Genomic DNA, 24,895 nt, shown 5'->3' with positions numbered 1-24,895 from the left:
TGCAACATTGCCTCCTGCGGCGGATTGGCAACGCCTGGCGGATCGCGCAGCCGAGGTAGGCAGGACGGCCCCCGCCCTCTATATGAGGATGGCAGAAACGCCGGGGGGGCGAGGGGGGTTATGGGCGGCTGGTACGTTTGCCGGAAGAATGACGCGGCCGAAGCGCGGCTGACAGCGGCGGAGTCGCAACTCGCGGCCCACGGCTTCAGGGACGTGCGCCGGTTCGAGACCGCCACCCATGCCGGGCTGCTGGCGGGGCACATCCACCCCGGCCCGGCGGCGACCTTCGCGGCGCAAGGCGAGGACTTCATCGCCGTGGCGGGCACCCTGTTCTACGACGGGGAGGCAAGCGCAGCGGCGCTCCTGCGCCTGCTGGCGGACCTTGCCCTGCCGTTCGACGGGTGGGACCGCGTCACCGGCCACTTCGCCCTGCTGGCGTGCAAGGGCGGCCGGCTGTTCGTCCTCAACGATTATTTCGGCGCGTTTCACGTCTATGCGACGCCAGGGCAGGAGGTGGTCACCACCTCGTTCCTCGCCGCCGCCCGGTCCCTGCCGCGGGTGACGTTCGACCCGCAGGGGCTCTACGAGTTCGTGTTCAACGCAACGCCGCTTGGCGAGTCCACCGTGCTCGGCGAGATCCGCAAGCTCTCTGCCTTCGAGCAGTGGACGCTGGGCGAGGGCGTGACGGTGCATCCCGTCCGCAAGGGGCTGGACGCCCGCTTCGACCCCGAAGCCGCCGACGCGAAGCAGATGGCGGACCGGCTGCGCGCGCTCGCCGCCGGGCCGGTCCGCACCTTCGGCGACGCCATCCAGTGCCCGCTCTCGGGCGGGTTCGACAGCCGCCTGGTCCTGGCGCTGCTGCTGGACGCGGGGGTGAAGCCCCACGTCTATGTTTACGGCGCGCCGGGGGACGAGGACGTGGCGGTCGCCACCGCCATCGGCAAGGCCGAGGGCTTCGCGGTCGAGGTGTTCGACAAGGCCGCCTACGCCCGGGTGGACCCGGACCAGTTCGCCGAGATCGTCGCCCACAACTTCCACGAGATGGACGGCGTGCCCATCGACGGCGGCCTGTTCGACAACGGCGGCAACTCGGCCGCCCGCCACAACCGGGCGAGGGGCGGTGCGCTCGCCGTCTCCGGCGCGGCGGGGGAGATCTTCCGCAACTACTTCTACCTGCGCGACCGGCCCTTCCGGAGCCGGGACATCCTCTACGCCTTCTATTCCGGCTTCGATCCCCGCGACTGCACGGACGCATTCGACGAGGCCGCCTACTTCGACGCCATGGACGCCAAGCTGCGCCGGGCGCTGGGCAACGCCTCCGGCACCCTTACCCGCGCCGAGGTGGAAAGCGCCTACCCCCTGTTCCGCTGCCCGGCCTTCTTCGGGCGGGAGATCAGCATGGTCGGCCGCTTCGGGGCCTACTTCATGCCCTTCTTCGAATACCGGATGGTGCGGGAGAGCATCCGCCTGCCGGTCTCGGCCCGCAACCACGGCGCGTTCCAGAGCCAGCTTCTCGCCACCATCCATCCGCGCCTGGCAGGCTACATGTCCGCCTACGGCCACAGCTTCCTGGAGCCCGCCAGCCTGTCCCACCGCCTGTCGGAGGCGGTCAGCCTCTACCGCCCGCCGTGGCTGCGCCGCTACGGCTGGCGCATGAAGCAGGCGGTCAGGGGCCGGCCCGCGCTCACCCCCACCGGCTTCATGGCCCCCGAATACCTCGGGCGGGTGATCGACCTCACCTTCCCGGTGATGCGCCGCTACTTCCGCATGGACCGGCTGGCCGATCTCACCCACTACCGCCGCATCGCGACGCTGGAGCACCTCGCCGCCCGGCTGGGGATTTCGTGAACGTCGCAAAACACCCTGTCGCTAATCTCCCCAGCTTGACAGTTTCCCTCATGTCCGGTCTGTTTCGGCAACAATCTTGCGCTCCGTAGGCGGGCCGGGCGACGGTGCGGTGTTGTGGTGTGTGTTCATCCCGGCCAGGGGGGAGATGCCTCAAATGTCCATGTTCCGCATGGCGGCCCTGTCGGTTGCGGCTGCCTTTGCCTTGAGCGCCGCGCCGGTTTCGGCCGCGCCGCTTGCTGTGGAGTTCGCCGGTCCCGATCTGCCGCGCGATGAGACGGTTGCCCTGCCGGTGGCCGAGGGCGGCCTCACCGGCCCCGTCGCCGCCATCAACGCCGAGGCGCAAGGGGCGGTTGAGCAGGCCATGCAGGCGGCCGGTTTCAAGGGCAAGGCGGGCGAGGTTCTGCCGCTTTATGGCGTCGCCGGCTATCGGGCGCTGCTGCTGGTGGGCGTTGGCCGCGACGCGCTGACCCGCGTGGCGCTGGAGGACTACGGCGCGCGGGCCGCGACCCGGGCGACCGGCGAGCGGGTGCACGTGGTGGTGCCCGAGAGCGCGGAGGCCGATGCACCGTCCCATGTGGCCAACGGCGCGCTGCTGGGCAGCTACAGCTTCGACAAGTACCGCACGAAGGAACCCGCGGCGGCCCGCACGCTGGTGGTGCACACCGCCGCGCCGGATGCGGCCGCGCAGCGCTATCGCCAGTCGTGGCAGCCGGTGGCAGAGGGCGTGGCTTTCGCCCGCACGCTGGTCAACGAACCGGCCAACGCCCTGTGGCCCGAGGAGTTCGTGGAGCGCACCCGCGCCGCGTTCAAGGGCGTGAAGGGCGTCACCATCGAGGCGCTGGACGTGCCGGCGATGGAGAAGCTGGGCATGGGGGCGCTGCTGGGCGTCGGCCAGGGCAGCAAGCGCCCGCCGCGCCTTCTGGTGGTGCGCTATCAGGGCGCGGGCGCGGACGACGCGCCGGTGGTGTTCGCGGGCAAGGGCATCACCTTTGATTCCGGCGGCATTTCGCTGAAGCCGGGCGCGGGCATGGGCCAGATGAAGTACGACATGACCGGCGCGGCCTCCGCCACCGGCGCCGTGCTGGCGCTGGCCAAGCGCGAGGCGAAGGTGAACGCCGTCGCCATCGCCGCGCTGGCGGAGAACATGCCGGACGGCAACGCCATTCGCCCGGGCGACGTGCTCAAGACCATGTCCGGCAAGACCATCGAGGTCATCAGCACGGACGCGGAGGGCCGCCTGGTGCTGGCGGATGCCGTCACCTACGCGCAGGCCCGCTTCCGGCCGCGCCTGCTGGTGGATCTGGCCACGCTGACCGGCGCGGTGCGGAGCGCGCTGGGCGACGACTATGCGGGTCTGTTCACCCGTCACGACGCGCTGGCCGAGCAAGTCTCGAGCGCGGGCAAGAAGGCGGGCGAGGACGTGTGGCGTCTGCCGCTGCACCCGGACTACGCCAAGGGCATCGCCTCCACCATCGCCGACCTCAAGGGCGGCGCGGACGGCCGCGCCTATCCGGGCGCGGGCATTGGCGCGCAGGTGATCGGCACCTTCGTCGCCGAGGAGACGCCCTGGGTGCATCTGGACATCGCCAGCGTCGCCTGGCTGGACATCGCCCAGCCCACCAAGCCGGCCGGCGCCACTGCCTTCGGCGTGCGCCTGCTCGACCAGCTGGTGCGGGACCACTACGAGGCCCGCTGACGGGCGCTCGCCGGCCCTCGCCGGCAAGACGCGAAAAACCCCGGTTCGGCCCGCCCGAGCCGGGGTTTTTTTCATGGTCCGGGGCAAGCGAGTCTGTGGCCGCGCGGCCGCGCCCTGCGCCTTTCCCGCCATTTTGTGCCGCATCCGGGCCGCCCGCGTGCGGCAACTGGCCGGGACAAGCGTTGAGGGGAAGGAAGCGATTGATTGTTCCGTCAGGAAAGCGCCCGGGCATGACCCTGTTCACGCTGAGCCCCGTCTTCCTGCGCGGCCTTGCCTGCGCCGTCTGGCTGGCCGTGCTCATCGCGCTGGCGATCCGCCGCCCGGTCTGGCGCGCCTCGCCCCGAGGGATGCGGCTGATGCTGGCCGGCGTTGCGGTCCTCGGCGCGGGCTTTCTCATCGGCGCGGCGCTCACCGCCCTGCACCGGGGCGCGCTCTCGCCCGACCGCATCGCCATCGAGACGGTGGGCCTCATCGCCGGCGGCTTCGTGCTGGCCGGGGTGCTGCGCTACCGCCCCGCCCTGCCGGTGCCGGAGGCGCCGCCTGCGGTCGAGGCGGCGTTCGCAGCCTCTGTCGAGGCGGAGGAGGCCGCGCTCGAGCCGTTGCAGCCCGGCAGCGAGGCGGCCGCCACCCGGCTGGCGGCGGGGCTCGCCCACGATTTCAGCAATGTGCTGACCGTCATTCTCACCGCCAGCGAGGTGCTGCTGATGGATGAGACCCTGCCGCCGCCCTTGCGCCGCCGCATCGAGCGCATGCACGGCGCGGCCGAGCGCGGCGCCGATCTCACCGAGCAGCTGCGCGCCTTCGCCGGTCGGCTCGACCTGGTGGAGGAGGTGGTGGACCTCCACAACCTGCTGCGGGACAGCGCCGTTGCGTTCAAGACCATCCTCGGGCCCGCGGTGGAGCTGCACTACGATCTGGCGGACGGCGATTGCCCGGTCATGCTCGACGCGGAGCGGATGCAGGCGGCGCTGCGGACCGTGCTCACCTATTACCGGGGCGTGCTGCCCGACGGGGGACGGGTGGAGCTGGGCACCCGCTTCCTGCGCCTCTCCCGCGCCGAAGGCGCGCCGCCCGATACGGTGGTGCTCGCCATGACCCGGTCCGGCGTGCCGCTGCCGCTGGAGGACGCCCGGCGGCTGCTGGAGCAGCCCTACAGCGCGGGCACCTCCTCGGTTGCTGGCGGCGGGTTCGGCCTCAGCCTCGTGGCCAGTTTCGTCCGCCAGTCCGGGGGGCAGGCCCGCTTCGTCGGCGCGCCCGGCGGGGCCCGCCCCGTGCTCGAAATCGAGCTGCCGCTGGTCGCGCCCGGCCCGCTTGCCGCCGGGCCCGACCAGCCGCCGCCCGCGCCCTGAGGCACCGCGTCTCGTCCTTTTCCGTCCCGCCGGTAACCGGTTTCTGTTGTCGCCCGGGAAAGCGGTTTCTATGCTGCCCGCCGCTTTCAGGACGTTCGGTTTGTTCCGTGGAGATGTTGAATGGCGCACCCGGCGCACAGAAGTCCGGCGCAGATGCTGGTGAATTTCTTCCGTCTCGAGTTCGCTGGCGGGTTGCTGCTGCTGGTGGCGGCAGCCATCGCCATTCTCATGCGGAATTCGGATTTCGCCCCGATGTACGAGGGCTTCCGGCACTTCCCCGTCACGGTGGGCCTCAGCCCCTACAGCCTCACCAAGCCGCTGGAGCTGTGGATCAACGACGCGCTGATGGCTGTGTTCTTCCTGCTGGTGGGGCTCGAGATCAAGCGGGAGATCCTGGAAGGCCAGCTCTCCAGCCGCGATCAGATCACCCTGCCGGTGGTGGCCGCCATCGCCGGCATGGCCGCGCCGGCGCTGGTCTACATCGGGTTCAACCTGCACACGCCGGAGACCCTGCGCGGCTGGGCCATTCCCTCCGCCACCGACATCGCCTTCGCCATCTGCCTGTTCTCGCTGGTGGGCCGGCGCGCGCCCTTGTCGCTCAAGGTGCTGCTCACCGCCATCGCGGTGGTGGACGACATGGGGGCGATCGTCATCATCGCCCTGTTCTATACGGCAGAGCTGAGCCTGATGTACCTGGCCGGCGCGGCGGTGTCGCTCGCCATCCTGCTGGTGCTCAACCGCTCGGGCCAGCTGCGGCTGTGGCCCTACCTGCTGGTCGGCGCCTTCCTGTGGTTCTTCGTGTTCAAGTCCGGCCTGCACGCCACCATCGCGGGCGTGCTGACCGCGCTCACCATCCCGCTGCGCACCCGCACCGAGACGGCGGGCTCGCCGCTCAAGCGGCTGGAGCATCTCCTGCATCCGTGGGTGGCGTTCGGCATCCTGCCTGTCTTCGCCTTCGCCAACGCGGGCGTTGACCTCCAGGGCCTGTCGCTCGCCATGCTGCTCGACCCCATTCCCCTCGGCATCGCCGCCGGTCTGTTCCTCGGCAAGCAGGTCGGCATCTTCGGCAGCTGCTGGCTGCTGATCAAGATGAAGTGGGTGCGCATGCCCTACGGCGCGGGGTGGATGAGCCTCTACGGCATGGCGATCCTGTGCGGCGTCGGCTTCACCATGAGCCTGTTTATCGGGGGGCTGGCGTTCTCGACGGACTTTTACCAGAACGAGGTGCGGCTGGGCATTCTGACCGGCTCGCTCATCTCCTCGCTCGTCGGCCTTGTGGTGCTGGCGCTCGCCCCGCAGGCGCGGAAAACGGACGCGCGCGCGGCCGCGGAGTGACCAGAGGACGGCAGCGGCCCCTGTCCAACCGAGCGGGGGCCCCCTGTCCGAATGAATAGTCTGGATCAGGAATTGTACACATTTGCACCACACTGGCGAAATCTGGTGCACCCTGCATGTCATTTCTCTATTTCGTTAACGTTTTCCTTAAATTATACTGATATTTAATGCGTTTGATTTGCCCAGAGAGAGTCCCTGCCCGTTGAGTTCGGATGTGGTCTCTGGCGCAAGCAGGGAGTTCGCCAGGGCATATGGGGGGGGATCGCCTGAATAGCATCAGTAGCTTGAGCGTTCGAAAAGCCACGCGGACCGCGCGCCGCATGGTGCTGTTCGCCTTTTGCGGACTGATGTTTGTCATTGGTTTTCTGCTGACCGAGCGGGCGCTGTTTCACTACCGCTACCCGGTCCTGCTCATCGACACCCGCGCGGCCATCGACCTGGCGGCGGAGGTGGGGAAGCTCGATACGCGGCTGGTCACCACCACCCACCTTGCCGCCGCCACCGGCGCGCAGCAGTGGATCGCCCTGCACGACGAGATTCAGGAAAAGGTGGTCCCGATGGTGCGGGACGCCTTCTACCGGCTGCCCCCGGAGATCCGGGATGTGGATCAGGGGCGGCTTGCCGCCATCTGCGAGGCGCGCCGGCTGGCGGACCAGAAGGTGCTGGCGCTGGTGCGCGCCGGCGACCGTCAGGCCGCGCTGGACCTGGTGGCGTCCGATGCCTACCGCAACATCAGCCTGTCGCTGTCGCAGGCGCTGACGGCCCTGCGCGACAGTGCGCGCCGCTACATGGACCAGCGCGTCGCCGAGGCGCAGCGGCGCTCGTGGATCATGTTCTCCTGCCTTGCCATCGGGGGCATCCTGTCGTTTGCCATGATCTGGCGGCGACTCAACCGGGATATGGTGGAATCGGAGGCGGCCTTCGCCCTGACGGAGGCCAGGCTGGAGCATCTGGTCAGCTTCGACCCGCTCACGGGCCTGCCCAACCGCCAGCGCCTGATCGAGGAATTGCAGCAGATGATGGTCCGGGCGGAGCGCTCGGACCACTGTATTGCCGTCATCGCCCTGGACATCGACGGCTTCCGTGCCCTCAACGACCAGTTCGGCCACGATCTCGGCGACCGGGTGCTGCGGGAGGCCGGCCGGCGAATCGCCGCGTCCGTGCGCAAGGACGAGATCGCCGCGCGGCTGGGCGACGACGAGTTCGTCATCGCCATCACCTGCCGCAACACCCACGAGGCGCCCCTGCGGGTGGCGCGGCGAATCATCGAGGCGCTCCAGCAGCCGTTCTGCTTCGACGGGCTGACCGTCACCGTGGGGGCGACGGCGGGCATCTCGCTGTGGCCGGAGGATTCGGCGCTGGTGGATGAGCTGCTCCGCAAGGCGGACGTGGCGCTGGCCCGGGCCAAGGCGGAGAGCCGGGGCGATGTGCGCTTCTTCCAGCCGGTGATGGACGCGGACCTGCGCGAGCGCTCGCTCCTCCAGAACGAGCTGAAGCAGGCCATCGCCAACGACCAGATCGTGCCCTACTTCCAGCCGGTGGTCGATCTGGCCACGGGCAACATTCGCGGCTTCGAGGTGTTGGCCCGCTGGCATCATCCGACGCGCGGCGTCATTCCGCCGGTCACCTTCATCTCCTTTGCCGAGGACAGCGGCCTGATCGGCGATCTCACCTTCGCCATCGTCCGCTCCGCCCTCCAGACGGCGCGCAACTGGTCGGGCGATCCCACCATCGCGGTCAACATCTCGCAGAAGCAGCTGGTCGATCCCCAGCTGGCGGACAAGCTCCTGAACCTCCTCGCCGAAACCGGCTTCCCGCCGCACCGCTTCGAGGTGGAGGTGACCGAGAACGCGCTGGCGTCGGACATCCGCACGGCAAAGTACATCCTGCACCGCCTCAAGAGCCGGGGCGTGTGCGTCTCCCTCGACGACTTCGGCACCGGCTACTCGTGCCTCGGGCACCTGGCGCACCTGCCGGTGGACAAGATCAAGATCGACAGCTCCTTCACCCGCACCATGCAGGAGCGCGGACAGAGCGCCACCATCGTCAAGTCGATCATCGGCCTCGGGCGCAGCCTCGGCCTCCCCGTCATCGCCGAGGGCATCGAGACCGCCGCCGAGGCCCGCACGCTGCTCAAGCTGGGCTGCGCGACCGCCCAGGGCTACTACTTCTCCCCGCCCGTGCCTGCCGGCGCCGCGCGCCAGCTGCTCGGCCGGCGACTCGGCCCGGACATCGAGGCCCCTCAGGCCTCCACCCACTGAGAGTCCCCCGGGCGTTTGCGCGCCGGGGCCGACTTGGCTTCATGCAGGAGGGGCCGGGGCCCTCCCGCATGACAGGAACCGAATCAAAAGAACCGACTTCTCTAGAGCGGAATCGCGAGGGAGCTTTTCACTTCCTCCAGCACCGCATAGGTGCGGGTCTCGCGCACGCCGGGCAGGCGCACCAGCGTGTCGCCGAGGAAGCGGCGGTAGGCCTCCATGTCCGCCACCCGCGCCTTGACCAGATAATCGAAACCGCCCGCCACCATGTGGCACTCCAGCACGTCGGGCATGCGGCGGATGGCGGCGGCGAAGTCGTCGAACACGTCCGCCGTCGTGCGGTCGAGATGGATCTCGACGAAGATCAGCAGGGACCGGTCCAGCTTGTGCGGGTCCAGAATCGCCGCGTAACCCTTGATGTAGCCTTGCTCTTTCAGACGGCGCACCCGCTCGTGGCAGGCCGCCGGCGACAGGCTGTTGCGCTGCGCCAGCTCCTGATTCGTGATGCGGCCGTTGGCCTGCAAATCACGCAAAAGCCTTCTGTCGATCTCGTCCATGCGCTCCTCCCATTCCCTCGCCGAATTTTCTGTCAGAAACGGGTCATTCTGTCGATGATTGATCGGCTGAACCCCGAAAAATTAAAAGCACATTTGTCAGTTTTTCGATGATAACCGATGATATTTCGTATCGAGAATGCGGACACAATGAAAAACACAACTGCATCCCTAGCCGCGATACGGTCCCGCATGCCGGATCTCTATCGCGCGCCCGAGCCCGACGTTCTTGCCGGTCTCGTGTCACAGGCCTCGCCCAGTGCGAGCGAGCGGGCAGCCGTGCTGGAAAAGGGCCGTCAGCTGATTGGTCACGTGCGCGGCCGCGGCCGCGGCGGGATGATCGACAGCTTCCTGCACGAGTACCGGCTCAACACGGCCGAGGGCCTGGCGCTGCTGACGCTCGCCGAGGCCTACCTGCGCGTGCCTGACGTCACGACGGCCGATGCCCTCATCCGGGACAAGCTGACGTCGGCCGACTGGGAGGCCCACAAGGGCAAGGCCAGCTCCATGCTGGTCAACAGCGCGACGCTGGGCCTGGTGCTGACCAAGGCGCTGGTGAAGAACGACGAGACCGCCAGCGTTCTCAAGAAGCTGATCGCCCGCATGGGCGAGCCCTTCATCCGCACCGGCGTTGCTGCCGCCATGCGCGTGATGGGCGAGCAGTTCGTGATGGGGCGCACCATCGAGGAAGCGCTCGCCCGCGCCGCCAAGCCGGGCTACAAGCTGTTCCGCTACTCGTTCGACATGCTGGGCGAGGCCGCCCGCACCGCCGCGGACGCCCAGCGCTACTTCAAGTCCTACACGGATGCCATCCGCGCGGTGGGCGCGGACGCCGCCCGCGAGCCGGACTTCTGGGAGCGCAACACCGTCTCAGTGAAGCTGTCGGCCCTGCATCCGCGCTATGAGGTGGCCCACGCCGACCGCTGCGTGCCCGAGCTGACCGACATGATGATCCGCCTCTGCGTCGAGGCGCGGCAGGCCGGCATCGGCCTCACCATCGACGCCGAGGAAGCGGACCGCCTGGAGATGTCGCTCGACATCATCGAGGCCATCGCCCGCGCCCCCGAGCTGAAGGGCTGGGACGGCCTCGGCATGGCGGTGCAGGCCTACCAGAAGCGCGCCCGCGCCGTCATCGACTGGGCCGACACGCTCGCCGCCGAGACCGGGCGCAAGCTCACCGTGCGTCTGGTGAAGGGCGCCTACTGGGACGCCGAGATCAAGCGCGCCCAGGAGCAGGGCCTGAAGGGCTATCCGGTCTACACCCGCAAGGTGGCGACGGACGTGAGCTATCTCGCCTGCGCCAAGGCCATGCTGGAGAAGAAGAACCTCTACCCGGCCTTCGCCAGCCACAACGCCCACACCGTGGCGACCATCCTCACCTGGGCGGGCGCGCGGCGCGACTTCGAGCTGCAGCGCCTGCACGGCATGGGCAACGGCATGCACGACCCGCTGGTGGAGAACGAGGGCTACCACTGCCGCGTCTACGCGCCGGTGGGCGGTCACAGCGACCTGCTCGCCTATCTGGTCCGCCGCCTGCTGGAGAACGGGGCGAACTCCAGCTTCGTGCACCAGCTGGCCGATCCCACGGTGGACGCGGATGAACTGCTGAAGGATCCCGCCGCCGCGATCGAACGGCTCAACCGGACGCCGCACCCGGCGATCCCGCTGCCCCTCGACATCTATGGCGACGAGCGCCGCAATTCGGAAGGAATCGACATGTCTGACGAGGCTACCAACGCCGCGTTGCTTGAAGAAATGCAGAAGGTCTGGGCACAGACCCACACCGCCGCCCCGCTGATCGGCGGCCAGCTCGTCACGGGCGAGGCCCGGCCCGTCACCGACCCGGCGGACCGCACCCGCACCGTGGGCACCGTGGTCGAGGCGACCCCGGCGGACGTGGCCCGCGCCATTGGCCTGGCGGCCACGGCGGCCAAGCGCTGGAGCGCTACCGACGTGGAAGTGCGCGCCCAGTGCCTCGAGAAGCTCGGCGACCTGCTGGAGCGCGACCGCTCCATCCTGATGGCGCTGGCGGTGCGCGAGGCGGGCAAGACCATCCCCGACGCCCTCGCCGAAGTGCGCGAGGCGGTGGACTTCTGCCGCTACTACGCCGTCCAGGCCCGCAAGCTGTTCCAGGACATGCCGCTGCCCGGACCCACCGGCGAGAGCAACGTGCTGCGCCTCACCGGCCGCGGCGTCTTTGCCTGCATCGCGCCGTGGAACTTCCCGCTGGCCATTTTCCTCGGCCAGATCACGGCGGCGCTGGTGGCGGGCAACGCGGTTGTCGCCAAGCCCGCGCCGCAGACGCCGCTCATCGGCGCCTACGCCTCCCGCCTCATTCTGGAAGCGGGCATCCCGGCGGACGTGTTCCACCTGCTGCCGGGCGGCCCGGAGGTGGGCGCGGCCATGACCGCCGATCCGCGCGTGATGGGCGTGGCCTTCACCGGCTCCACCGGCACCGCCAAGCGCATCGCCCGCACCCTGCTTGAGGACGATACCCGCCCGATCGTGCCGCTCATCGCCGAGACCGGCGGCCTCAACGCCATGATCGTCGACTCGACCGCCCTGCCGGAGCAGGTGGTGCGCGACCTCATCATCTCCGCCTTCCAGAGCGCGGGCCAGCGCTGCTCGGCGGCGCGCCTGCTCTGCGTGCAGGAAGACGTGGCCCCGCGCATCCTCGAGATGCTCCAGGGCGCCATGAAGGAGCTGCGTCTGGGTGATCCGGGCGACCTGTCCACCGACGTCGGCCCGGTGATCGACGAGGCGGCGCGCGCCCGCATCGAGGCGCACCTCGCGCGCTACGCGGACCGCGTTCTCTACCGCCTCGACGTGCCGGCGCACCTGTCGAACGGCACCTTCGTCGGCCCGGCCATCGTGCGGCTCGACCAGCCGGAGGACCTCAAGGAGGAAATCTTCGGCCCGGTCCTGCATGTCACCACCTGGAAGGCGGGCGAGCTGACCCAGCTCGTCGAGCGCATCAATGCCTCCGGCTACGGCCTCACCATGGGCCTGCACAGCCGCCTTGGCGAGGCCGCCCAGGCGGTGGCCCAGACGGCGCACGTGGGCAACCTCTACGTCAACCGCTCCATGATCGGCGCGGTGGTCGGCGTGCAGCCGTTCGGCGGCGAGGGCCTGTCGGGCACCGGTCCGAAGGCGGGCGGTCCGCACTACCTGCTGCGGTTCGCGGCGGAGCGCACCGTCTCCATCGACACCACCTCGGCCGGCGGCAACACGTCGCTGCTGGCTCTGGCGGACGACCTGGCGGTCTGACGCCAGGCCATGCCGCCCCGGCTTGGGGCGCAAGGGTCAATCCCCTCCTGACCCTGCGCCCCTGATGGCGATGGGAGCCGGGCTCCCCCTGCAATTCCGGCTCCCATCCCATGTCCCGCTATCGTTAATTCAAGAAAAACTGCTTTGTCTCGGCCTGAACCGATGGGGCATTACCGTGCGTGCCCTTGCGCTGAATTTGAGCGCCATTTCGAGTTCAGGAAGCCATGTCCGAGACTTTTGCCGCCGCGTCTTCCGTTGCCATCGCCGATGCACATGATGCCGCGCTGAACCGCGCGCGCTCGTCCGCCGGCGCCCGTGCCGGCCTCTCCGAACATCTGCGGCGTCTGGAGGCGGAATCCATCGCCATCATGCGCGAAGTGGCCGCCGAGTTCGAAAACCCGGTGATGCTCTATTCCATCGGCAAGGATTCGGGCGTGATGCTGCATCTGGCCCGCAAGGCCTTTTATCCCTCGCGCCCGCCGTTCCCCCTGCTGCACGTGGACACCGGCTGGAAATTCGCCGACATGATCCGCCACCGCGACACGGTGGGCACCCGGTACGGCATGGAGCTGCTGGTGTACCGCAACGAGGAGGGCGTGCGCCGGGGCATCAACCCCGTCACCTCGGGCTCGTCGCTGCACACCCAGGTGATGAAGACCGAGGCGCTCAAGCAGGCGCTCGACAAATACGGCTTCGACGCGGCCTTCGGCGGCGCGCGGCGCGACGAGGAAAAATCCCGCGCCAAGGAGCGGGTGTTCTCGTTCCGCTCGGCGGGACACGTCTGGGATCCGCGCAACCAGCGCCCCGAGCTCTGGCAGCTCTACAACACGAAAATCCGGCAGGGCGAGACCATCCGCGTCTTCCCGCTCTCCAACTGGACCGAGCTGGACATCTGGGAATACACCCGCGCCGAGAACATCCCCGTGGTGCCGCTCTATTTCGCCGCGCCCCGCCCGGTGGTCCGGCGCAACGGCATGCTCATCATGCGCGACGACGAGCGGCTGCCGCTGCTGCCCGGCGAGACGGAAGAAATCCGCATGGTGCGCTTCCGCTCGCTCGGCTGCTACCCGTTGAGCGCGGCCATCGAATCCGACGCCGCCACCATCGACGACATCATCGCCGAGATGCGCGCCTCGCGCACCTCCGAGCGTCAGGGCCGCCTCATCGACAGCGACGAGGCCGCCTCCATGGAAAAGAAGAAGCGCGAGGGATATTTCTGATGCGCCCCGAGTTGCACACCCTGCCCTCCGGCGACGCCGCGCCGAAAAGCCTGCTGCGGTTCCTCACCTGCGGCTCGGTGGACGACGGCAAGTCCACCCTCATCGGCCGCCTGCTGTATGATTCCAAGCTGATCCTCGAGGACCAGCTTGCCGCCCTCGAACGCGATTCGAAAAAGCACGGCACCGCGGGCGAGCACATCGACTTCGCCCTGCTGGTGGACGGCCTCGAGGCCGAGCGCGAGCAGGGCATCACCATCGATGTGGCCTACCGCTTCTTCAGCACCCAGCGCCGCTCCTTCATCGTGGCGGACACGCCCGGCCACGAGCAGTACACCCGCAACATGGCGACCGGCGCCTCCAACTCGGACGCCGCCATCATCCTGGTGGATGCCCGCAAGGGCGTGCTGACCCAGACCCGCCGCCACAGCTTCATCTGCTCGCTGCTGGGCATCCGGCACGTGGTCGTCGCCATCAACAAGATCGACCTCGTCGGCTTCTCGCAGGAGACGTTCGAGCGGATCGTCGCCGACTACCGGGCGTTCGCCGACCAGCTCGGCTTCGAGAGCATCACGCCGATTCCGCTCTCCGCCCGCTATGGCGACAACGTGACGGTGCGCTCCGCCAACATGCCCTGGTATGAGGGGCCGAGCCTGATCGAGTGGCTGGAGACGGTGGATGTGGACTCCAGCCTCGCCGCCCGGCCGTTCCGCTTCTACGTGCAGTGGGTCAACCGCCCGAATCTCGATTTCCGCGGCTTCTCCGGCACCGTCGCCTCCGGCCGGGTGCGGGTGGGCGACCGCGTCGTCGTCGCCGCCTCCGCCAAGGAGTCGACCATCGCGCGCATCGTCACCGCCGACGGCGATATGGACGAGGCGGCGGCCGGCGATGCCGTCACCCTCGTGCTGGCGGACGAGATCGACATCGCCCGCGGCGACGTGCTGGCGCTGGCCACCGCGCGTCCCGAGGTGACGGACCAGTTCGCCGCCCACATCCTGTGGATGGGCGAGGAGGCGCTGCTGCCCGAGCGGCAGTATCTGCTGCGCATCGGCACCCGCTACGTTCCCGCCCGCATCACCGAGCTGAAGCACAAGGTCTGCGTCAACACCCTCCAGCACCTGGCGGGCAAGACGCTGGAGCTGAACGGCATCGGCTTCTGCAACGTGGCGACCGCCGCGCCCGTCGCCATCGACCCCTACGCGGAGAACCGGGAGACCGGCGCGTTCATCCTCATCGACCGCTTCACCAACGCGACGGTGGGGGCGGGGCTCATCAGCTTCGGCCTGCGCCGCGCCACCAACATCCACCGCCAGGACCTGCTGGTGGACCGGGAGGCCCGCGCGCGCATCAAGGGCCATCGCGCCGCCGTGCTGTGGTTCACCGGGCTCTCGGGCGCGGGCAAGTCCACCATCGCCAACATCGTCGAGCAGCGGCTGAACCAGCGCGGCATCCACACCTACCTGCTGGACGGCGACAACGTGCGCCACGGCCTCAATGGCGACCTCGGCTTCACCGACGCCGACCGGGTGGAGAACATCCGCCGCGTCGGCGAGGTGGCGCGGCTGTTCGTTGACGCGGGGCTGGTGGTGCTGTGCAGCTTCATCTCGCCGTTCAAGGCGGAGCGCCAGATGGTGCGCGAGCGCCTGGGCGAGGGCGAATTCCTCGAAATCTACGTGGATACGCCCCTTGAGGAGTGCATGAAGCGCGACCCCAAGGGCCTCTACGCCAAGGCGAAGGCCGGGCAGATCAAGAACTTCACCGGCATCGACAGCCCCTACGAGGCGCCGGACGCGGCCGAGGTGGTGGTGCGCCCGTCCAATGGCGGGCCGGACGCCGCCGCCGGGCGGATCGTCGAGGAACTGGAGAAGCGCGGCATCCTCTAGCGCGTTCTCTCATCTGCCGGAGCGCCACGCATCCCGTGGCACTGCGGCGGATGAGGGACGCGGCCCTGTCAAACGAACGGGAGCACGGGGGTCATGGACCCTCGCCTCTCCTCGATGGCACGCCTGCGCGTGCGGGTCTCTTCCAGAACAGGAACAAAACGCTCTAAAATCCGGTGCATCATGACGGCAGGAAGCGGCAAGACGGGAGCAGGGGGCCTGAACATGCCCGGTTTTCGCCTTGACCTTCTGGAAGCGCTCATCGCCCCCGTCCGCGCGGCGGCTGACGCCATCGAGGCGGTGCGCAAGGGCGGCATCAGCGCCCGCGAGAAGGCGGACAAGTCCCCCGTCACCGCCGCCGACGAAGCCGCCGAGGACATCCTCACCGCCGCGCTCCGGAAGCTGACGCCCCACATCCCCATCGTCGGCGAGGAAGCCTACGCGGCGGGCGTCGCGCCCCGGGACGTGGCGGGCGGCACGGGCAGCGGCACCTTCTGGCTCATCGACCCCGTCGACGGCACCCGCGATTTCGTGCGCGGCGGGCGGGACTACACCGTCAACGTCGGCCTCATCGTCGATTTCGAGGCGGTGCTGGGGGTCATCATGTCCCCGCCGGAGGGTACGCTGTGGGCTGGCGCGGCGGGCGTCGGCGCCTTCCGGCTGGACGCGGACGGCACGCGCCGGGCCATCACCACCCGGCCCCTCGGCCAGCGCCCGCTGATCGTGCTGGCCAGCTACCGCAACCGCGACGCCGAGACCCGGCGCTATCTCGAAACCCTGCCCGAGGCGAAGGTCACCGGGCGCGGCAGCAGCATCAAGTTCGCCCTGCTCGCCGAAGGCGCGGCGGACCTCTACCCCCGCTGGTTCGCCTGCTCCGAATGGGACACCGCCGCCGGCCACGGCCTCCTCGTCGGCGCGGGCGGGCAGGTGTTCGACGCCTCCACAGGCGCGCCCCTGCGCTACGCCAAGCCCGGCTTCGAGAACATCCCCTTCATCGCCGTGGGCGACGCCGAAGCCGCCCTCGCCCGGGGCCTGATGCCCTGGCAGCGGTAGGGGCGGGGGCCGGATTTTTGATTTTTTGAATTGCAGGGGGTCGCGGACCCCCTGCACCCCCTTCCTTGCGAGGCTGTGCGCGTGGCGGGGCGAGGTGCGATCTGAAACGGCCGCGTCTCAGGTGCGCACCGGAACCACGGCCCAAAAAACGAAGGGGGTGTGGGGGTCACAGACCCCCACGAAAAACACCAGTCACCCCGCCGTCACCCCCATCACGCTTCCGTGGGCCTTGATGGTTTTCATGCCGATGGTGGTGGAGAAGCGTTTGACGCCGGGGAGCATGCACAGCTCCTGCCGCAGCAGCTGGTCGAGGTCGGACATGGTGCGGGCGCGCACCTCCAGCACGTAGTCGGCGTCGCCCGCGGTGGCGTAGCAGGCGAGCACGGCCGGGTGGCGTCTCACGGCGGCCTCGAAGGCGTCGTGCCGCTCGAACGCCACCTCCACCTGCACGAAGGCGTGGATCTCCAGCCCCACCGCCTGCGGGTTCACCAGCGCCCGGTAGCCCTCGATCACGCCCGCCGCCTCCAGCGCCTGCACCCGCTTCCAGGCTGGCGTCTTGGACAGGCCCACCGTCTCCCCAAGCTGGGCGAAGGACTGGCGGGCGTCCCGCTCCAGTTCGGTCAGCAGGGCGCGGTCGATGCGGTCGAGGGGCACGTCTGTTCTCCCAAGGGCGATTAGAGAAGAACATTGTCCTGAATTTTGGCGAAGGATGCAATGCGCAGGGGACAATGTTTCCGACTGCTCCGGCTACCATGGAGGCTCATGACACCGCTTGGACAATGGGGAGCGTGAGGCCGATGAACCGCGAGCAGTTCTACGCGCAGATGCAGAGCGACGAGTCGCTGGATTACGAGGCGTATCTCAGCTGCGCCCGGCTGCTCAGCTGCCAGAAGCCGTTCGACCAGCTCTCCAACCGCGACGAGCTTCAGTTCCAGATCGTCCACCAGGTGGAAGAGTTGTGGATGAAGCTGGCGGCCTACACCCTCCTCGAAATCGACGAGCAGATGGCCGCCCGGCAGAGCTTCCGCGTGCTCACCCTGTTCGAGCGGGTCAACCGCATCCTCACGCTGATGACCGAGCAGCTGAGCCTGCTCGAGACCATGTCGCCCAAGGATTACCAGACCATCCGCCTCCAGCTGGGCAACGGCAGCGGGCAGGAAAGCCCGGGCTTTCGCGTGCTGCTGCGGATGGCCCCGCACCTGTGGCGCACCTTCAAGACCCACTACCTGGAGGCGGAGGGCCGCACGGTCGAGAGCATCTACGACAGCCAGTACGCCCACGACGAAGCCTACGCCGTGGCGGAAGGCCTGGTGGAGTTCGACGAGCGCTTCCAGACGTTCCGCGCCCGCCACATCCTTCTCATCCACCGCTCGATCGGCATGGGCGCGGCCTCGCTCAAGGGCCGCCCGGTCGAGCTGCTGGAAGCGGGCGCGCGGCACCAGTTCTTCCCCGAGCTGTGGTCCATCCGCTCGCAGATGACCGACCGCTGGGGCGCCGCCTACGGCCGCGTGCGCGACAGCATCGCCCGTCCCAACGCCGCCGGCGGCGGCGCGGGCAGCGCCTGCCCGTTCAACCATCGCGGCGCCTGATCGTTCTCTCCCTGAACACTCAGGGAGAGACGACATGGACGCAGCGCAGGACACCGGACTGGCAACGGTCGAGCACGTGGACATCCGGCGCTATCTCGGCACCTGGTACGAGATCGCCCGCCTGCCGTTCGAGCATGAAGACCCGGGCGCGCGCAACGTCACCGCCCACTACGCGCTGAACGAGGACGGCTCCCTGCGCGTCGTCAACCGCAACATCAACGAAAAGGGCGAGGCGGAGGAAGCCGTCGGCGAGGCGCGGCCGGTCGATGCCACCAACGCCCGACTGAAAGTCAGCTTCCTGCCCGCCGGACTGCGCTGGATCCCCTTCACCAAGGGCGACTACTGGGTCCTCCGCCTCGACCCGGACTACACCACCTCCCTCGTCGGCACGCCCGACCGCAAATACCTCTGGCTGCTCTCCCGCACGCCGACCATGCCAGCCGCCAAACGCACCGAATGGCTCGGCTTCGCCCACCAGCGCGGCTTCGACACGTCGAAAATCATCTTCACCCCGCAGGCAGAGGCCGAGTTCCCCTCCGCGAAGTAGGGGGAAGGGACTTTAAGGGAGTCTTTGCAGGGGGGTCCGAGACCCCTGCAAAAAACCTCCCGTCAGAATAACCCCCCCTACCGCCGCTGGCTGCGCCAGCGGGTGACGGTGGGCTCGATGGTGGCGAGGCCGAGGCCGGGCGTGCTCCAGCTGGCGGAGAACACCGGGTCGTCGGAGGCGGGGCGGTGTTCGGGCGCGAGGGTGTCGATCTGCACGCGCATGGGCACGGCGGCGCCTTCGCCGCAGATGATGCATTCCCGGTTGCGCAGGGCGGGGATGGTGTCGAGCAGGCCGCGTCCGCCTTCCGACATGGCGGAGCGCACGAAGGTCTGGTCGCGCTCGTTGTTGAGGCGCATGGAGATGATGGTGCCGCACTGGGAGAGCACGGCCTCGGAGAGGTCGGACGGCCGCTGCGAGATCAGCCCGAGCGCGACGCCGTACTTGCGGCCCTCCTTGGCGATGCGCTCCAGGTTCTTGCGGGCAGAGCCGAAGGTGTCGAGCCGTTCGGCGGGCACGTAGCGGTGGGCTTCCTCGCAGACGAGCAGGATCGGGCGGCGGTCCGTCTGGGGCGTCCACACGGCGAAGTCGAAGACGAGGCGGGCGATGAGGGCGACCACCACGTTGGTGATGTCCGAGGGCACGCCGGAGAGGTCGAGGATGGAGACGGGCCGGCCGTGCGCGGGCATGCGCAGCATCTCGGAGAGCAGGGCCGCCAGCGTGTCGTTCACCTGGAGGCCGGAGAACATGAAGCTGTAGCGCGGGTCCGCCTTCAACTCCTCCAGCTTGGTCTTGAGGCGGAGGAAGGGGGTGATCTTCTCGGGCTTGTCCAGCTTGCCCATCTGCACCGTAAGCTGGTTGAGCAGCTCGGCGAGCGGATAGGGCACGGGCGTGTCCACGGTCACGCGCGCGCCGGTGGCGGCGAGGCGGGATTTCTGCCGCGCCGCCAGCAGGCAGCGGCCGAGCACGTCCACGTCCGCCTCGCGCTCGGGCGTGCGCGGGCCCACCAGCACTTCCACATGTTCCTCGAAGTTCATCAGCCAGTAGGGCAGGTGCAGGTTGGAGACGTCGTAGACCTGCCCCACGTCGGCGAAGGCGGCGGCGTATTCGCCGTGGGGGTCGAGCATCAGGATGTGGCCGTGGGGGGTCTGCTCGATGATGCGCCGCAGGAGCAGGGCGGCGGCGGTGGATTTGCCGGTGCCGGTGGAGCCAAGCAGCGCGAAGTGGCGGGAGAGCAGCGGATCGATGAACAGCGCCGCCCGCACGTGGTCGGTGGGGTAGACCGCGCCCAGCACCACATGGGCCCGGTCGTGGGCGGCGTAGATGGCCTCGAGGTCGGCGGCGCGGACCGGGTGGATCGCGCTCCCCGGCGCCGGATGGTGGCTGACGCCGCGCCGGAAATCGCGCATCCCGCCCTCCTCCGGGTCGGGGGAGTCGGCGACGGCCTCGCCGAGGAAGTCCAGTTCGGCGACGAAGGGGAGGTCGGCGTCGTCCTGGAGCCGCCGGTCGCTGAGGCGGATGGCGCGGATGTTGGCCACCACCCAGTGGCCGCGCACCGGCATCTTGACCGGGGCGCCCACCTGTCCGGCGGTTTGCAGGGTGATGTCGTCGCTGGCGGCGAGGCGGGCGAGGGCGCGGCGGTCCAGCGCGGCCGTCGCGGTGTCGCCGGAGACGCTGATGACCCGGCCGATCGCCGTGTGGCGCGCTCCTGCCGGGGGCTCCGCGGCGGGGAAATCGGAGGTGGCGTAGGTCATGGCGGCATCCTTCTCGCGGCGGAAGATCCGGGCCGTGAGCGTAGGCCGCCAGTTCCTTCCAGTCGGTTAAGCCCCTTCCGGCCGGTCAAGCCGCCGTGATTCCCCGCGACCGGCCTCAGCGCTTCATGATGGCGGCGACGCCCCAGCCGAAGGCGAGCGCGATGACCACCGCCAGCAGGCCGTAGGCGAGGCCGTGGTTGACGGCGAAGGTGTAGACCGCCTGCTCGAAGCCGGTCTTGCCGACCGTCAGCGGCACCGAGGTGGTGGCGAGCACCTTGCCTTCCGAGACCAGGAACACCGAGGCGATGTATTCGCCCACCGGCGCGTCGCCGGGCAGCTGGGCGCGGGCGCGGAACAGCACCCCTTCCACCACCTTGATGCTGCCGGGATCTTCCACGTAGAGGCCGCCGCGCTGGCGCAGATCCACCAGCCCCTGCTGGAATTCCTGGATCTCGCGGGCGCTGCGCTCGGTGGAGGCGGGCGAGAAGTGCAGGTTGGCGATGCCGAACTCGTAGATGGCCGCTGTTTTTTCGTCCACCAGCTCCTCCACCGGCCGGGTGCTGGCGAGGGCGTAGTAGCTGGGCGCGGTGAGGAACCGCACCGAGCGGGTGTTGAGCCACACGCCCGCCACCCGCTCCTTCTTGCGCACGGTGAGCGGGTAGGAGGGGCCGCGCACCACGACGATTAGGTCGAGCGGCCGGTCGCGCAGGGCGGAGGCGCGGTCGATGGCGCCGAACAGCAGGATGTCCGCCCCGGCGAAGGTGTACTCGATGTCCACCCGGCTCTGGGAGAGGTCGGTGATGAGGCGCGGCCCTGAGCGCTGCTGGGCCACCGCCGCGCCGGGAAGCGCGGCGAGCCCGGCCCCGAGCGCCGTGAGCAGCAGGAGAAGGGCCGCCAGCCGCCGCATCACGCCAGGCCCTCCACCACGGTGAACAGCTCGCTCGGGCGGATCATCAGCTCCACCGCCAGCCGCGCCGAGACGAGGAACACCAGCAGGCCGAGCGCCACGCGCAGCTTCTCGCCGCCGAGCCGCTGGGCGAACTGCGCGCCCAGCTGCGCGCCGACCGTGCCGCCCACCAGCAGCAGGATGGCGAGCAGGATGTCCACGCTCTGGGTGTTGATGGCGTGCAGCACGGTAACGGCCGCCGAGATGAAGATGATCTGGAACAGCGAGGTGCCCACCACCACGCTGGTGGAGACGCCCAGCAGGTAGATCATGGCGGGCACGAGGATGAAGCCGCCGCCCACGCCCATGATGGCGGTGAGCATGCCCACGCCCGCGCCCAGCGCCAGCGGCGCCAGCGGGCTGATGTAGAGGCCGGAGCGGGGGAAGCGCATGCGCCAGGGCAGGCGGTGGAGCAGGCCGTGGTGCCGCTTGCGCGCCGGGGGCGGCGCCTCGCCGCTGCGGGCGCGCACGAGGGCGCCCACGGATTCGATGAGCATGAGCCCGCCGATGACGCCGAGGATCAGCACGTAGAGCAGCTGGATGATGAAGTCGATCTGGCCGACCGCCTTCAGCGCCTTGAAGATGAAGGAGCCGAGCGTGGAGCCGACGAGGCCGCCGACGATGAGCACGCCGCCCATCTTGGGGTCGACGCCGCCGCGCCGCCAGTGGGAGCGCACGCCGGAGACGGAGGAGCCTGCGATCTGGGTGGCGGCGGAGGCCACCGCGACGGAGGGGGGGATGCCGTAGAAGATGAGCAGCGGTGTTGTGAGGAATCCGCCGCCCACGCCGAACATGCCCGAGAGGAAGCCCACCACCGCGCCGAAGCCGATAATGACGAAGGCATTCACCGACATTTCGGCAATGGGCAGATAAATATCCATCTCGGCTGTTCCAACCCCTACCCCGCTCTGCTGACTTAAACCGGAGAATTGCGGCCGTCGAGGGGCAAAGCGGCGGCCTCTCCGGCTCAGAGCCGGCCGAGGCGGGCGCGCAGGGCGCGGCTGATGGAATCGGGAATGCGCGCCGGGAATCCCGGCGGCAGTCGGGCGGCGGTCTCGTCGAGCGCCCGCTTCGCAGCGGCGATGACTTCGTCCATCGCCTCCTGCATCAGGTGCGCGGGCACCCGCGCCGCTGTTGCGGTTTGCAGGAAGTGCCGCCCGCAGATTTCGTCCAGCCGGTAATGGGTGTTGTTCCCGACCGAGAGCGCGAGCTGCATCTCGCGGCGTGAAAGCTGCCCTGCGTCATGCAGGGGCTGGGTCGAGAGAATGTCGTAGAGTGGGGTCAGGCGGAAGCGGCCGCGTCGGCCGAGGTGGAGGCTGAAGTTCTTGGCGTGGCCGTCCGTCGCGCCCATCAGCCAGAACAGAAACTGCGCCTTGAGCACGGTTTTCTGGTCCTCGGCGGGGGTTTCGCTGCCGCGCAGCAGGGTGAGGATGTCCACCAGCCCCGGCCCGCCCATATTCTGGTATTTGCGCCCGGGCGGCGTGCCGAGCGCCTGGCAGCAGTCCTCCTGCGGCAGGCGCAGCAGGCGGCGGCCGTCCGGGCTCCAGCGCCGGTCGAACCGCTCCACCACCAGCGCTTTGGTGTTGCCGAAGGCGTGTATTTCCGCCCGCGCCACCGGCAGGCCGAAGGCGGCGCAGAGCCTCAGGCAGTAGAACTCGTTCTCCACGCTGTCCGAAAGGTCGCGTCCGTCCGGCAGCAGGCCGATGGGCGGCTTGAGGATGTGGGTGGTGGGCGTGGCGCCGTGCGGCTTCCACCAGCGCCCCTCGTGCCATAGCAGCGCGGTCTTCTCCTGCGCGCCCGCGATGGAAATGCGGAAGGGGTCATCGGGCCCCAGCCCCAGCGGGGCGCGGGCAAGGCCGTTCAGCAGGCGCGCGATGGCGTCTTCCGTCAGCGGCTCGCCGGTGATGCCCGCCGGATCGGCCGGCGGCGTGTCCGCCGGGAGAAACCGCAGCGCGCCGACGCAGTCATGCCCGATGGCCGCCAGCAGGCTGACCGCATCCGTGCCCCTCGCCCCCACCCGCTCGGCGACCTGACGGCGCAGGTCGATGGAGTCCGGCAGCAGGTTCTCGAATACGGCGGTCACGGGCTCGCCGCGCCATGGCTCCTCGCGCAGGGGCAGGGAGAGGGAGACCGGCAGCGCATCCTCCGTTGCCAGCCATGCTCCGTCGTAGCGGAACGAGACCGCACCGCTGGCGGCCTTGTGCAGCGTGCCGACAAGCCGGTTGCCAAGGTAGACCCACAGGTCGATGCTCTGGCGGCGGCGGGCCATCAGCCGAGCAGATCCTCGATGTCGAAGCTGGAGGTCTCCGGGCGCCCGCCGACGAACAGGTCCAGCTCCAGCGCGGCCAGGATGGCGAGCAGGGTATCGAGTCGGGTGGCGGGGCTGCCGTTCTCGACGAGGGAAATGGTCTCCTGCCGGAAGCCGCAGCGCGCGCCCAGCTCCGCCTGGCTGAGCCCCTGTTTCTTGCGGGCGCGGCGGATCAGCGTGCCGAGGTGCTGCGGTGTGCGGGTTAGATCCATCATGGCCCGTCTTATGCGCTATTTCCGATAAATCGTCAATATCGGAATGAGCGCATAAATATGGTTTATGCGCCAAGTCCGATAAAATCGGGATATCGGATCTGGCGCATAAAGCGGCGGGGCGGCCTGGCCGGCAGCCCCGCGCGCGCCTTACGGCTTCACGAACTTGAGGGTCATGCGGTCGGATTCGCCGATGGCGGCGTAGCGGCCGCGGTTGACGTTGCCCTCGCGGAAGGTGGGCGGCAGGGTCCACACGCCCTGGGGATAGTCCCGGGTGTCCTTCGGGTTGGCGTTGATCTCCGACTTCGCCGCCAGCTTGAAGCCCGCGCTTTCGGCAAGGCGGATCACCTCGGATTCCTTCAGGTAGCCCGAGGCCGGGTTGGACTCCCGGTCCTCCGGCCAGCGGTGGTCCACCACGCCCAGCACGCCGCCCGGCTTCAGCGCCGCGAAGAACAGCTTGAAGGCGGTCTCGGCCGTGCCGGCGCCCACCCAGTTGTGGACATTGCGGAAGGTGAGCACCATGTCGGCGCTGCCCGGGGCAACGTCGAGAATGCCCTTGGCCGGGTTGAAGGTGGCCACCTCCACCTTCTCGTAGACCTCCGGGTTGGAGGCCAGCTTCAGCAGAAAGCCGCCGAGCGCGCGGCGGCTGTAGGTGCCGCCGTTGGGGTCGCCGTGGGCGGCGATGAGCCGGCCCTGGGCCTTCAGCACCGGCGCGAGGATCTCGGTGTACCAGCCCGAGCCGGGCGTGATCTCCACCACCGTCATGCCCGGTTGCAGGCCGAAGAAGGTGAGCGTCTCCTTCGGGTGGCGATGGGCGTCACGCCCCCGGTTCTCCGGGCTGCGGTGCGCCCCGGCGATGGCGGCATCGAGCGCCGCGCTCACGCTGGCGCTGGTCGCGGCGGTCTGGGCCGCTCCGTTCTGGGCCGCTCCGTTCTGGGCTGCTCCGGCCTGAACCGGCGCTGCGGCACCGAGGAACGCTGCTGCAAGCAGCACCGTGATGGCTGTCTGACGCATTGGCACAACTTCTCCCCTTGACGCCGGGCGCGCGCTCGCCCCCTCAATCGTGCAGCGGCGCGGCTGGCGTG

Annotated in this window: 19 protein-coding genes; 11 read left to right on the top strand and 8 right to left on the bottom strand. The window is 69.2% G+C overall.

Annotated features, from left to right (window positions below):
* The first annotated feature begins 120 nt into the window (after window positions 1–120).
* The 5 genes from ACSJJU_RS04215 (at window position 121) to ACSJJU_RS04195 (ending at window position 8,489) form a co-directional block, all read left to right on the top strand.
* Window positions 121–1,848 (top strand): hypothetical protein, encoded by a 1,728-nt coding sequence (locus ACSJJU_RS04215; protein ID WP_435913942.1) that lies wholly within the window; start codon window positions 121–123, stop codon window positions 1,846–1,848.
* 154 nt (window positions 1,849–2,002) lie between these two features.
* Window positions 2,003–3,544 carry a leucyl aminopeptidase gene (locus ACSJJU_RS04210; RefSeq protein ID WP_435913941.1) on the top strand — a complete coding sequence of 514 codons (1,542 nt, stop codon included), beginning with the start codon at window positions 2,003–2,005 and terminating at the stop codon, window positions 3,542–3,544.
* Between the two features lie 230 nt (window positions 3,545–3,774).
* Complete coding sequence (locus ACSJJU_RS04205; protein ID WP_435913940.1) at window positions 3,775–4,893, top strand: histidine kinase dimerization/phospho-acceptor domain-containing protein; 1,119 nt, start codon at window positions 3,775–3,777, stop codon at window positions 4,891–4,893.
* Between the two features lie 120 nt (window positions 4,894–5,013).
* Window positions 5,014–6,228 (top strand): Na+/H+ antiporter NhaA, encoded by a 1,215-nt coding sequence (nhaA, locus tag ACSJJU_RS04200; protein WP_435913939.1) that lies wholly within the window; start codon window positions 5,014–5,016, stop codon window positions 6,226–6,228.
* Window positions 6,229–6,512: 284 nt separating this feature from the next.
* Complete coding sequence (locus ACSJJU_RS04195; protein WP_435913938.1) at window positions 6,513–8,489, top strand: putative bifunctional diguanylate cyclase/phosphodiesterase; 1,977 nt, start codon at window positions 6,513–6,515, stop codon at window positions 8,487–8,489.
* A 101-nt stretch (window positions 8,490–8,590) separates the two neighbouring features.
* Here the strand turns inward: ACSJJU_RS04195 and ACSJJU_RS04190 are convergent, their stop codons facing one another.
* A complete protein-coding gene (locus ACSJJU_RS04190; RefSeq protein WP_435913937.1) occupies window positions 8,591–9,043 on the bottom strand; it encodes an Lrp/AsnC ligand binding domain-containing protein in 453 nt (150 codons plus the stop codon).
* A gap of 117 nt (window positions 9,044–9,160) precedes the next feature.
* Between ACSJJU_RS04190 and putA the strand changes: the two genes are divergently transcribed.
* The 4 genes from putA to ACSJJU_RS04170 all read left to right on the top strand — a co-directional run bounded on the left by putA (window position 9,161) and on the right by ACSJJU_RS04170 (window position 16,457).
* Entirely contained in the window at window positions 9,161–12,307 is a 3,147-nt protein-coding gene (putA, locus tag ACSJJU_RS04185; protein ID WP_435913936.1) for a bifunctional proline dehydrogenase/L-glutamate gamma-semialdehyde dehydrogenase PutA, read from the top strand.
* Window positions 12,308–12,531: 224 nt separating this feature from the next.
* Entirely contained in the window at window positions 12,532–13,527 is a 996-nt protein-coding gene (gene cysD, locus ACSJJU_RS04180; protein WP_435913935.1) for a sulfate adenylyltransferase subunit CysD, read from the top strand.
* Complete coding sequence (gene cysN / locus ACSJJU_RS04175; protein WP_435913934.1) at window positions 13,527–15,407, top strand: sulfate adenylyltransferase subunit CysN; 1,881 nt, start codon at window positions 13,527–13,529, stop codon at window positions 15,405–15,407. Before cysD ends, cysN begins: the two co-directional genes overlap by 1 nt.
* 222 nt (window positions 15,408–15,629) lie before the next feature.
* The gene (locus ACSJJU_RS04170) at window positions 15,630–16,457 is read left to right on the top strand and encodes a 3'(2'),5'-bisphosphate nucleotidase CysQ family protein (RefSeq protein WP_435913933.1); all 828 of its coding nucleotides are present in this window, start codon (window positions 15,630–15,632) and stop codon (window positions 16,455–16,457) included.
* A gap of 192 nt (window positions 16,458–16,649) precedes the next feature.
* On the opposite strand, the gene ACSJJU_RS04165 is transcribed toward ACSJJU_RS04170, so the two are convergent.
* Window positions 16,650–17,111, bottom strand: coding sequence for an Lrp/AsnC family transcriptional regulator (locus tag ACSJJU_RS04165; RefSeq protein ID WP_435913932.1), 462 nt, complete (start codon window positions 17,109–17,111; stop codon window positions 16,650–16,652).
* 143 nt (window positions 17,112–17,254) lie between these two features.
* On the opposite strand from ACSJJU_RS04165, the gene ACSJJU_RS04160 reads away from it, so the two are divergent.
* Together ACSJJU_RS04160 and ACSJJU_RS04155 are read left to right on the top strand one after the other, a co-directional pair.
* Complete coding sequence (locus tag ACSJJU_RS04160; protein ID WP_435913931.1) at window positions 17,255–18,046, top strand: tryptophan 2,3-dioxygenase family protein; 792 nt, start codon at window positions 17,255–17,257, stop codon at window positions 18,044–18,046.
* A 34-nt stretch (window positions 18,047–18,080) separates the two neighbouring features.
* Window positions 18,081–18,593 carry a lipocalin family protein gene (locus tag ACSJJU_RS04155; protein ID WP_435913930.1) on the top strand — a complete coding sequence of 171 codons (513 nt, stop codon included), beginning with the start codon at window positions 18,081–18,083 and terminating at the stop codon, window positions 18,591–18,593.
* Window positions 18,594–18,670: 77 nt separating this feature from the next.
* On the opposite strand, the gene ACSJJU_RS04150 is transcribed toward ACSJJU_RS04155, so the two are convergent.
* From ACSJJU_RS04150 to ACSJJU_RS04125, 6 genes are all read right to left on the bottom strand, one after another.
* Complete coding sequence (locus ACSJJU_RS04150) at window positions 18,671–20,344, bottom strand: ATP-binding protein (RefSeq protein ID WP_435913929.1); 1,674 nt, start codon at window positions 20,342–20,344, stop codon at window positions 18,671–18,673.
* Between the two features lie 115 nt (window positions 20,345–20,459).
* Entirely contained in the window at window positions 20,460–21,251 is a 792-nt protein-coding gene (locus ACSJJU_RS04145) for a TIGR02186 family protein (RefSeq protein ID WP_435914378.1), read from the bottom strand.
* The gene (locus ACSJJU_RS04140) at window positions 21,251–22,171 is read right to left on the bottom strand and encodes a sulfite exporter TauE/SafE family protein (RefSeq protein WP_435913928.1); all 921 of its coding nucleotides are present in this window, start codon (window positions 22,169–22,171) and stop codon (window positions 21,251–21,253) included. The genes ACSJJU_RS04145 and ACSJJU_RS04140 overlap by 1 nt, the downstream gene beginning before the upstream one ends.
* Window positions 22,172–22,257: 86 nt before the next feature.
* Window positions 22,258–23,559 (bottom strand): type II toxin-antitoxin system HipA family toxin, encoded by a 1,302-nt coding sequence (locus ACSJJU_RS04135; protein ID WP_435913927.1) that lies wholly within the window; start codon window positions 23,557–23,559, stop codon window positions 22,258–22,260.
* On the bottom strand, window positions 23,559–23,813 hold the full coding sequence (locus tag ACSJJU_RS04130; protein ID WP_435913926.1) for a helix-turn-helix domain-containing protein: 255 nt from the start codon (window positions 23,811–23,813) through the stop codon (window positions 23,559–23,561). The genes ACSJJU_RS04135 and ACSJJU_RS04130 overlap by 1 nt, the downstream gene beginning before the upstream one ends.
* Window positions 23,814–23,960: 147 nt before the next feature.
* The gene (locus ACSJJU_RS04125; protein WP_435913925.1) at window positions 23,961–24,824 is read right to left on the bottom strand and encodes a class I SAM-dependent methyltransferase; all 864 of its coding nucleotides are present in this window, start codon (window positions 24,822–24,824) and stop codon (window positions 23,961–23,963) included.
* Window positions 24,825–24,895 lie beyond the last annotated feature (71 nt).

This window comes from Pedomonas sp. V897 (assembly GCF_051304405.1).
Classification (GTDB): Bacteria; Pseudomonadota; Alphaproteobacteria; order Sphingomonadales; family Sphingomonadaceae; genus Pedomonas.
The sequence above is the reverse complement of the archived record's forward strand: the minus strand, read 5'-3'. Positions and strand labels throughout refer to the sequence as shown.

Excerpts from the sequence above, each read along its gene's own strand:
- ACSJJU_RS04135 (WP_435913927.1), bottom strand. The coding sequence starts at position 23,559 with ATGGCCCGCCGCCGCCAGAGCATCGACCTGTGGGTCTACCTTGGCAAC.
- cysD (WP_435913935.1), top strand. The coding sequence starts at position 12,532 with ATGTCCGAGACTTTTGCCGCCGCGTCTTCCGTTGCCATCGCCGATGCA.
- ACSJJU_RS04140 (WP_435913928.1), bottom strand. The coding sequence starts at position 22,171 with ATGGATATTTATCTGCCCATTGCCGAAATGTCGGTGAATGCCTTCGTC.
- ACSJJU_RS04215 (WP_435913942.1), top strand. The coding sequence starts at position 121 with ATGGGCGGCTGGTACGTTTGCCGGAAGAATGACGCGGCCGAAGCGCGG.
- ACSJJU_RS04155 (WP_435913930.1), top strand. The coding sequence starts at position 18,081 with ATGGACGCAGCGCAGGACACCGGACTGGCAACGGTCGAGCACGTGGAC.
- ACSJJU_RS04210 (WP_435913941.1), top strand. The coding sequence starts at position 2,003 with ATGTCCATGTTCCGCATGGCGGCCCTGTCGGTTGCGGCTGCCTTTGCC.
- ACSJJU_RS04125 (WP_435913925.1), bottom strand. The coding sequence starts at position 24,824 with ATGCGTCAGACAGCCATCACGGTGCTGCTTGCAGCAGCGTTCCTCGGT.
- nhaA (WP_435913939.1), top strand. The coding sequence starts at position 5,014 with ATGGCGCACCCGGCGCACAGAAGTCCGGCGCAGATGCTGGTGAATTTC.
- ACSJJU_RS04130 (WP_435913926.1), bottom strand. The coding sequence starts at position 23,813 with ATGATGGATCTAACCCGCACACCGCAGCACCTCGGCACGCTGATCCGC.
- ACSJJU_RS04190 (WP_435913937.1), bottom strand. The coding sequence starts at position 9,043 with ATGGACGAGATCGACAGAAGGCTTTTGCGTGATTTGCAGGCCAACGGC.
- ACSJJU_RS04145 (WP_435914378.1), bottom strand. The coding sequence starts at position 21,251 with ATGCGGCGGCTGGCGGCCCTTCTCCTGCTGCTCACGGCGCTCGGGGCC.
- ACSJJU_RS04170 (WP_435913933.1), top strand. The coding sequence starts at position 15,630 with ATGCCCGGTTTTCGCCTTGACCTTCTGGAAGCGCTCATCGCCCCCGTC.
- cysN (WP_435913934.1), top strand. The coding sequence starts at position 13,527 with ATGCGCCCCGAGTTGCACACCCTGCCCTCCGGCGACGCCGCGCCGAAA.
- ACSJJU_RS04205 (WP_435913940.1), top strand. The coding sequence starts at position 3,775 with ATGACCCTGTTCACGCTGAGCCCCGTCTTCCTGCGCGGCCTTGCCTGC.
- putA (WP_435913936.1), top strand. The coding sequence starts at position 9,161 with ATGATATTTCGTATCGAGAATGCGGACACAATGAAAAACACAACTGCA.
- ACSJJU_RS04150 (WP_435913929.1), bottom strand. The coding sequence starts at position 20,344 with ATGACCTACGCCACCTCCGATTTCCCCGCCGCGGAGCCCCCGGCAGGA.
- ACSJJU_RS04160 (WP_435913931.1), top strand. The coding sequence starts at position 17,255 with ATGAACCGCGAGCAGTTCTACGCGCAGATGCAGAGCGACGAGTCGCTG.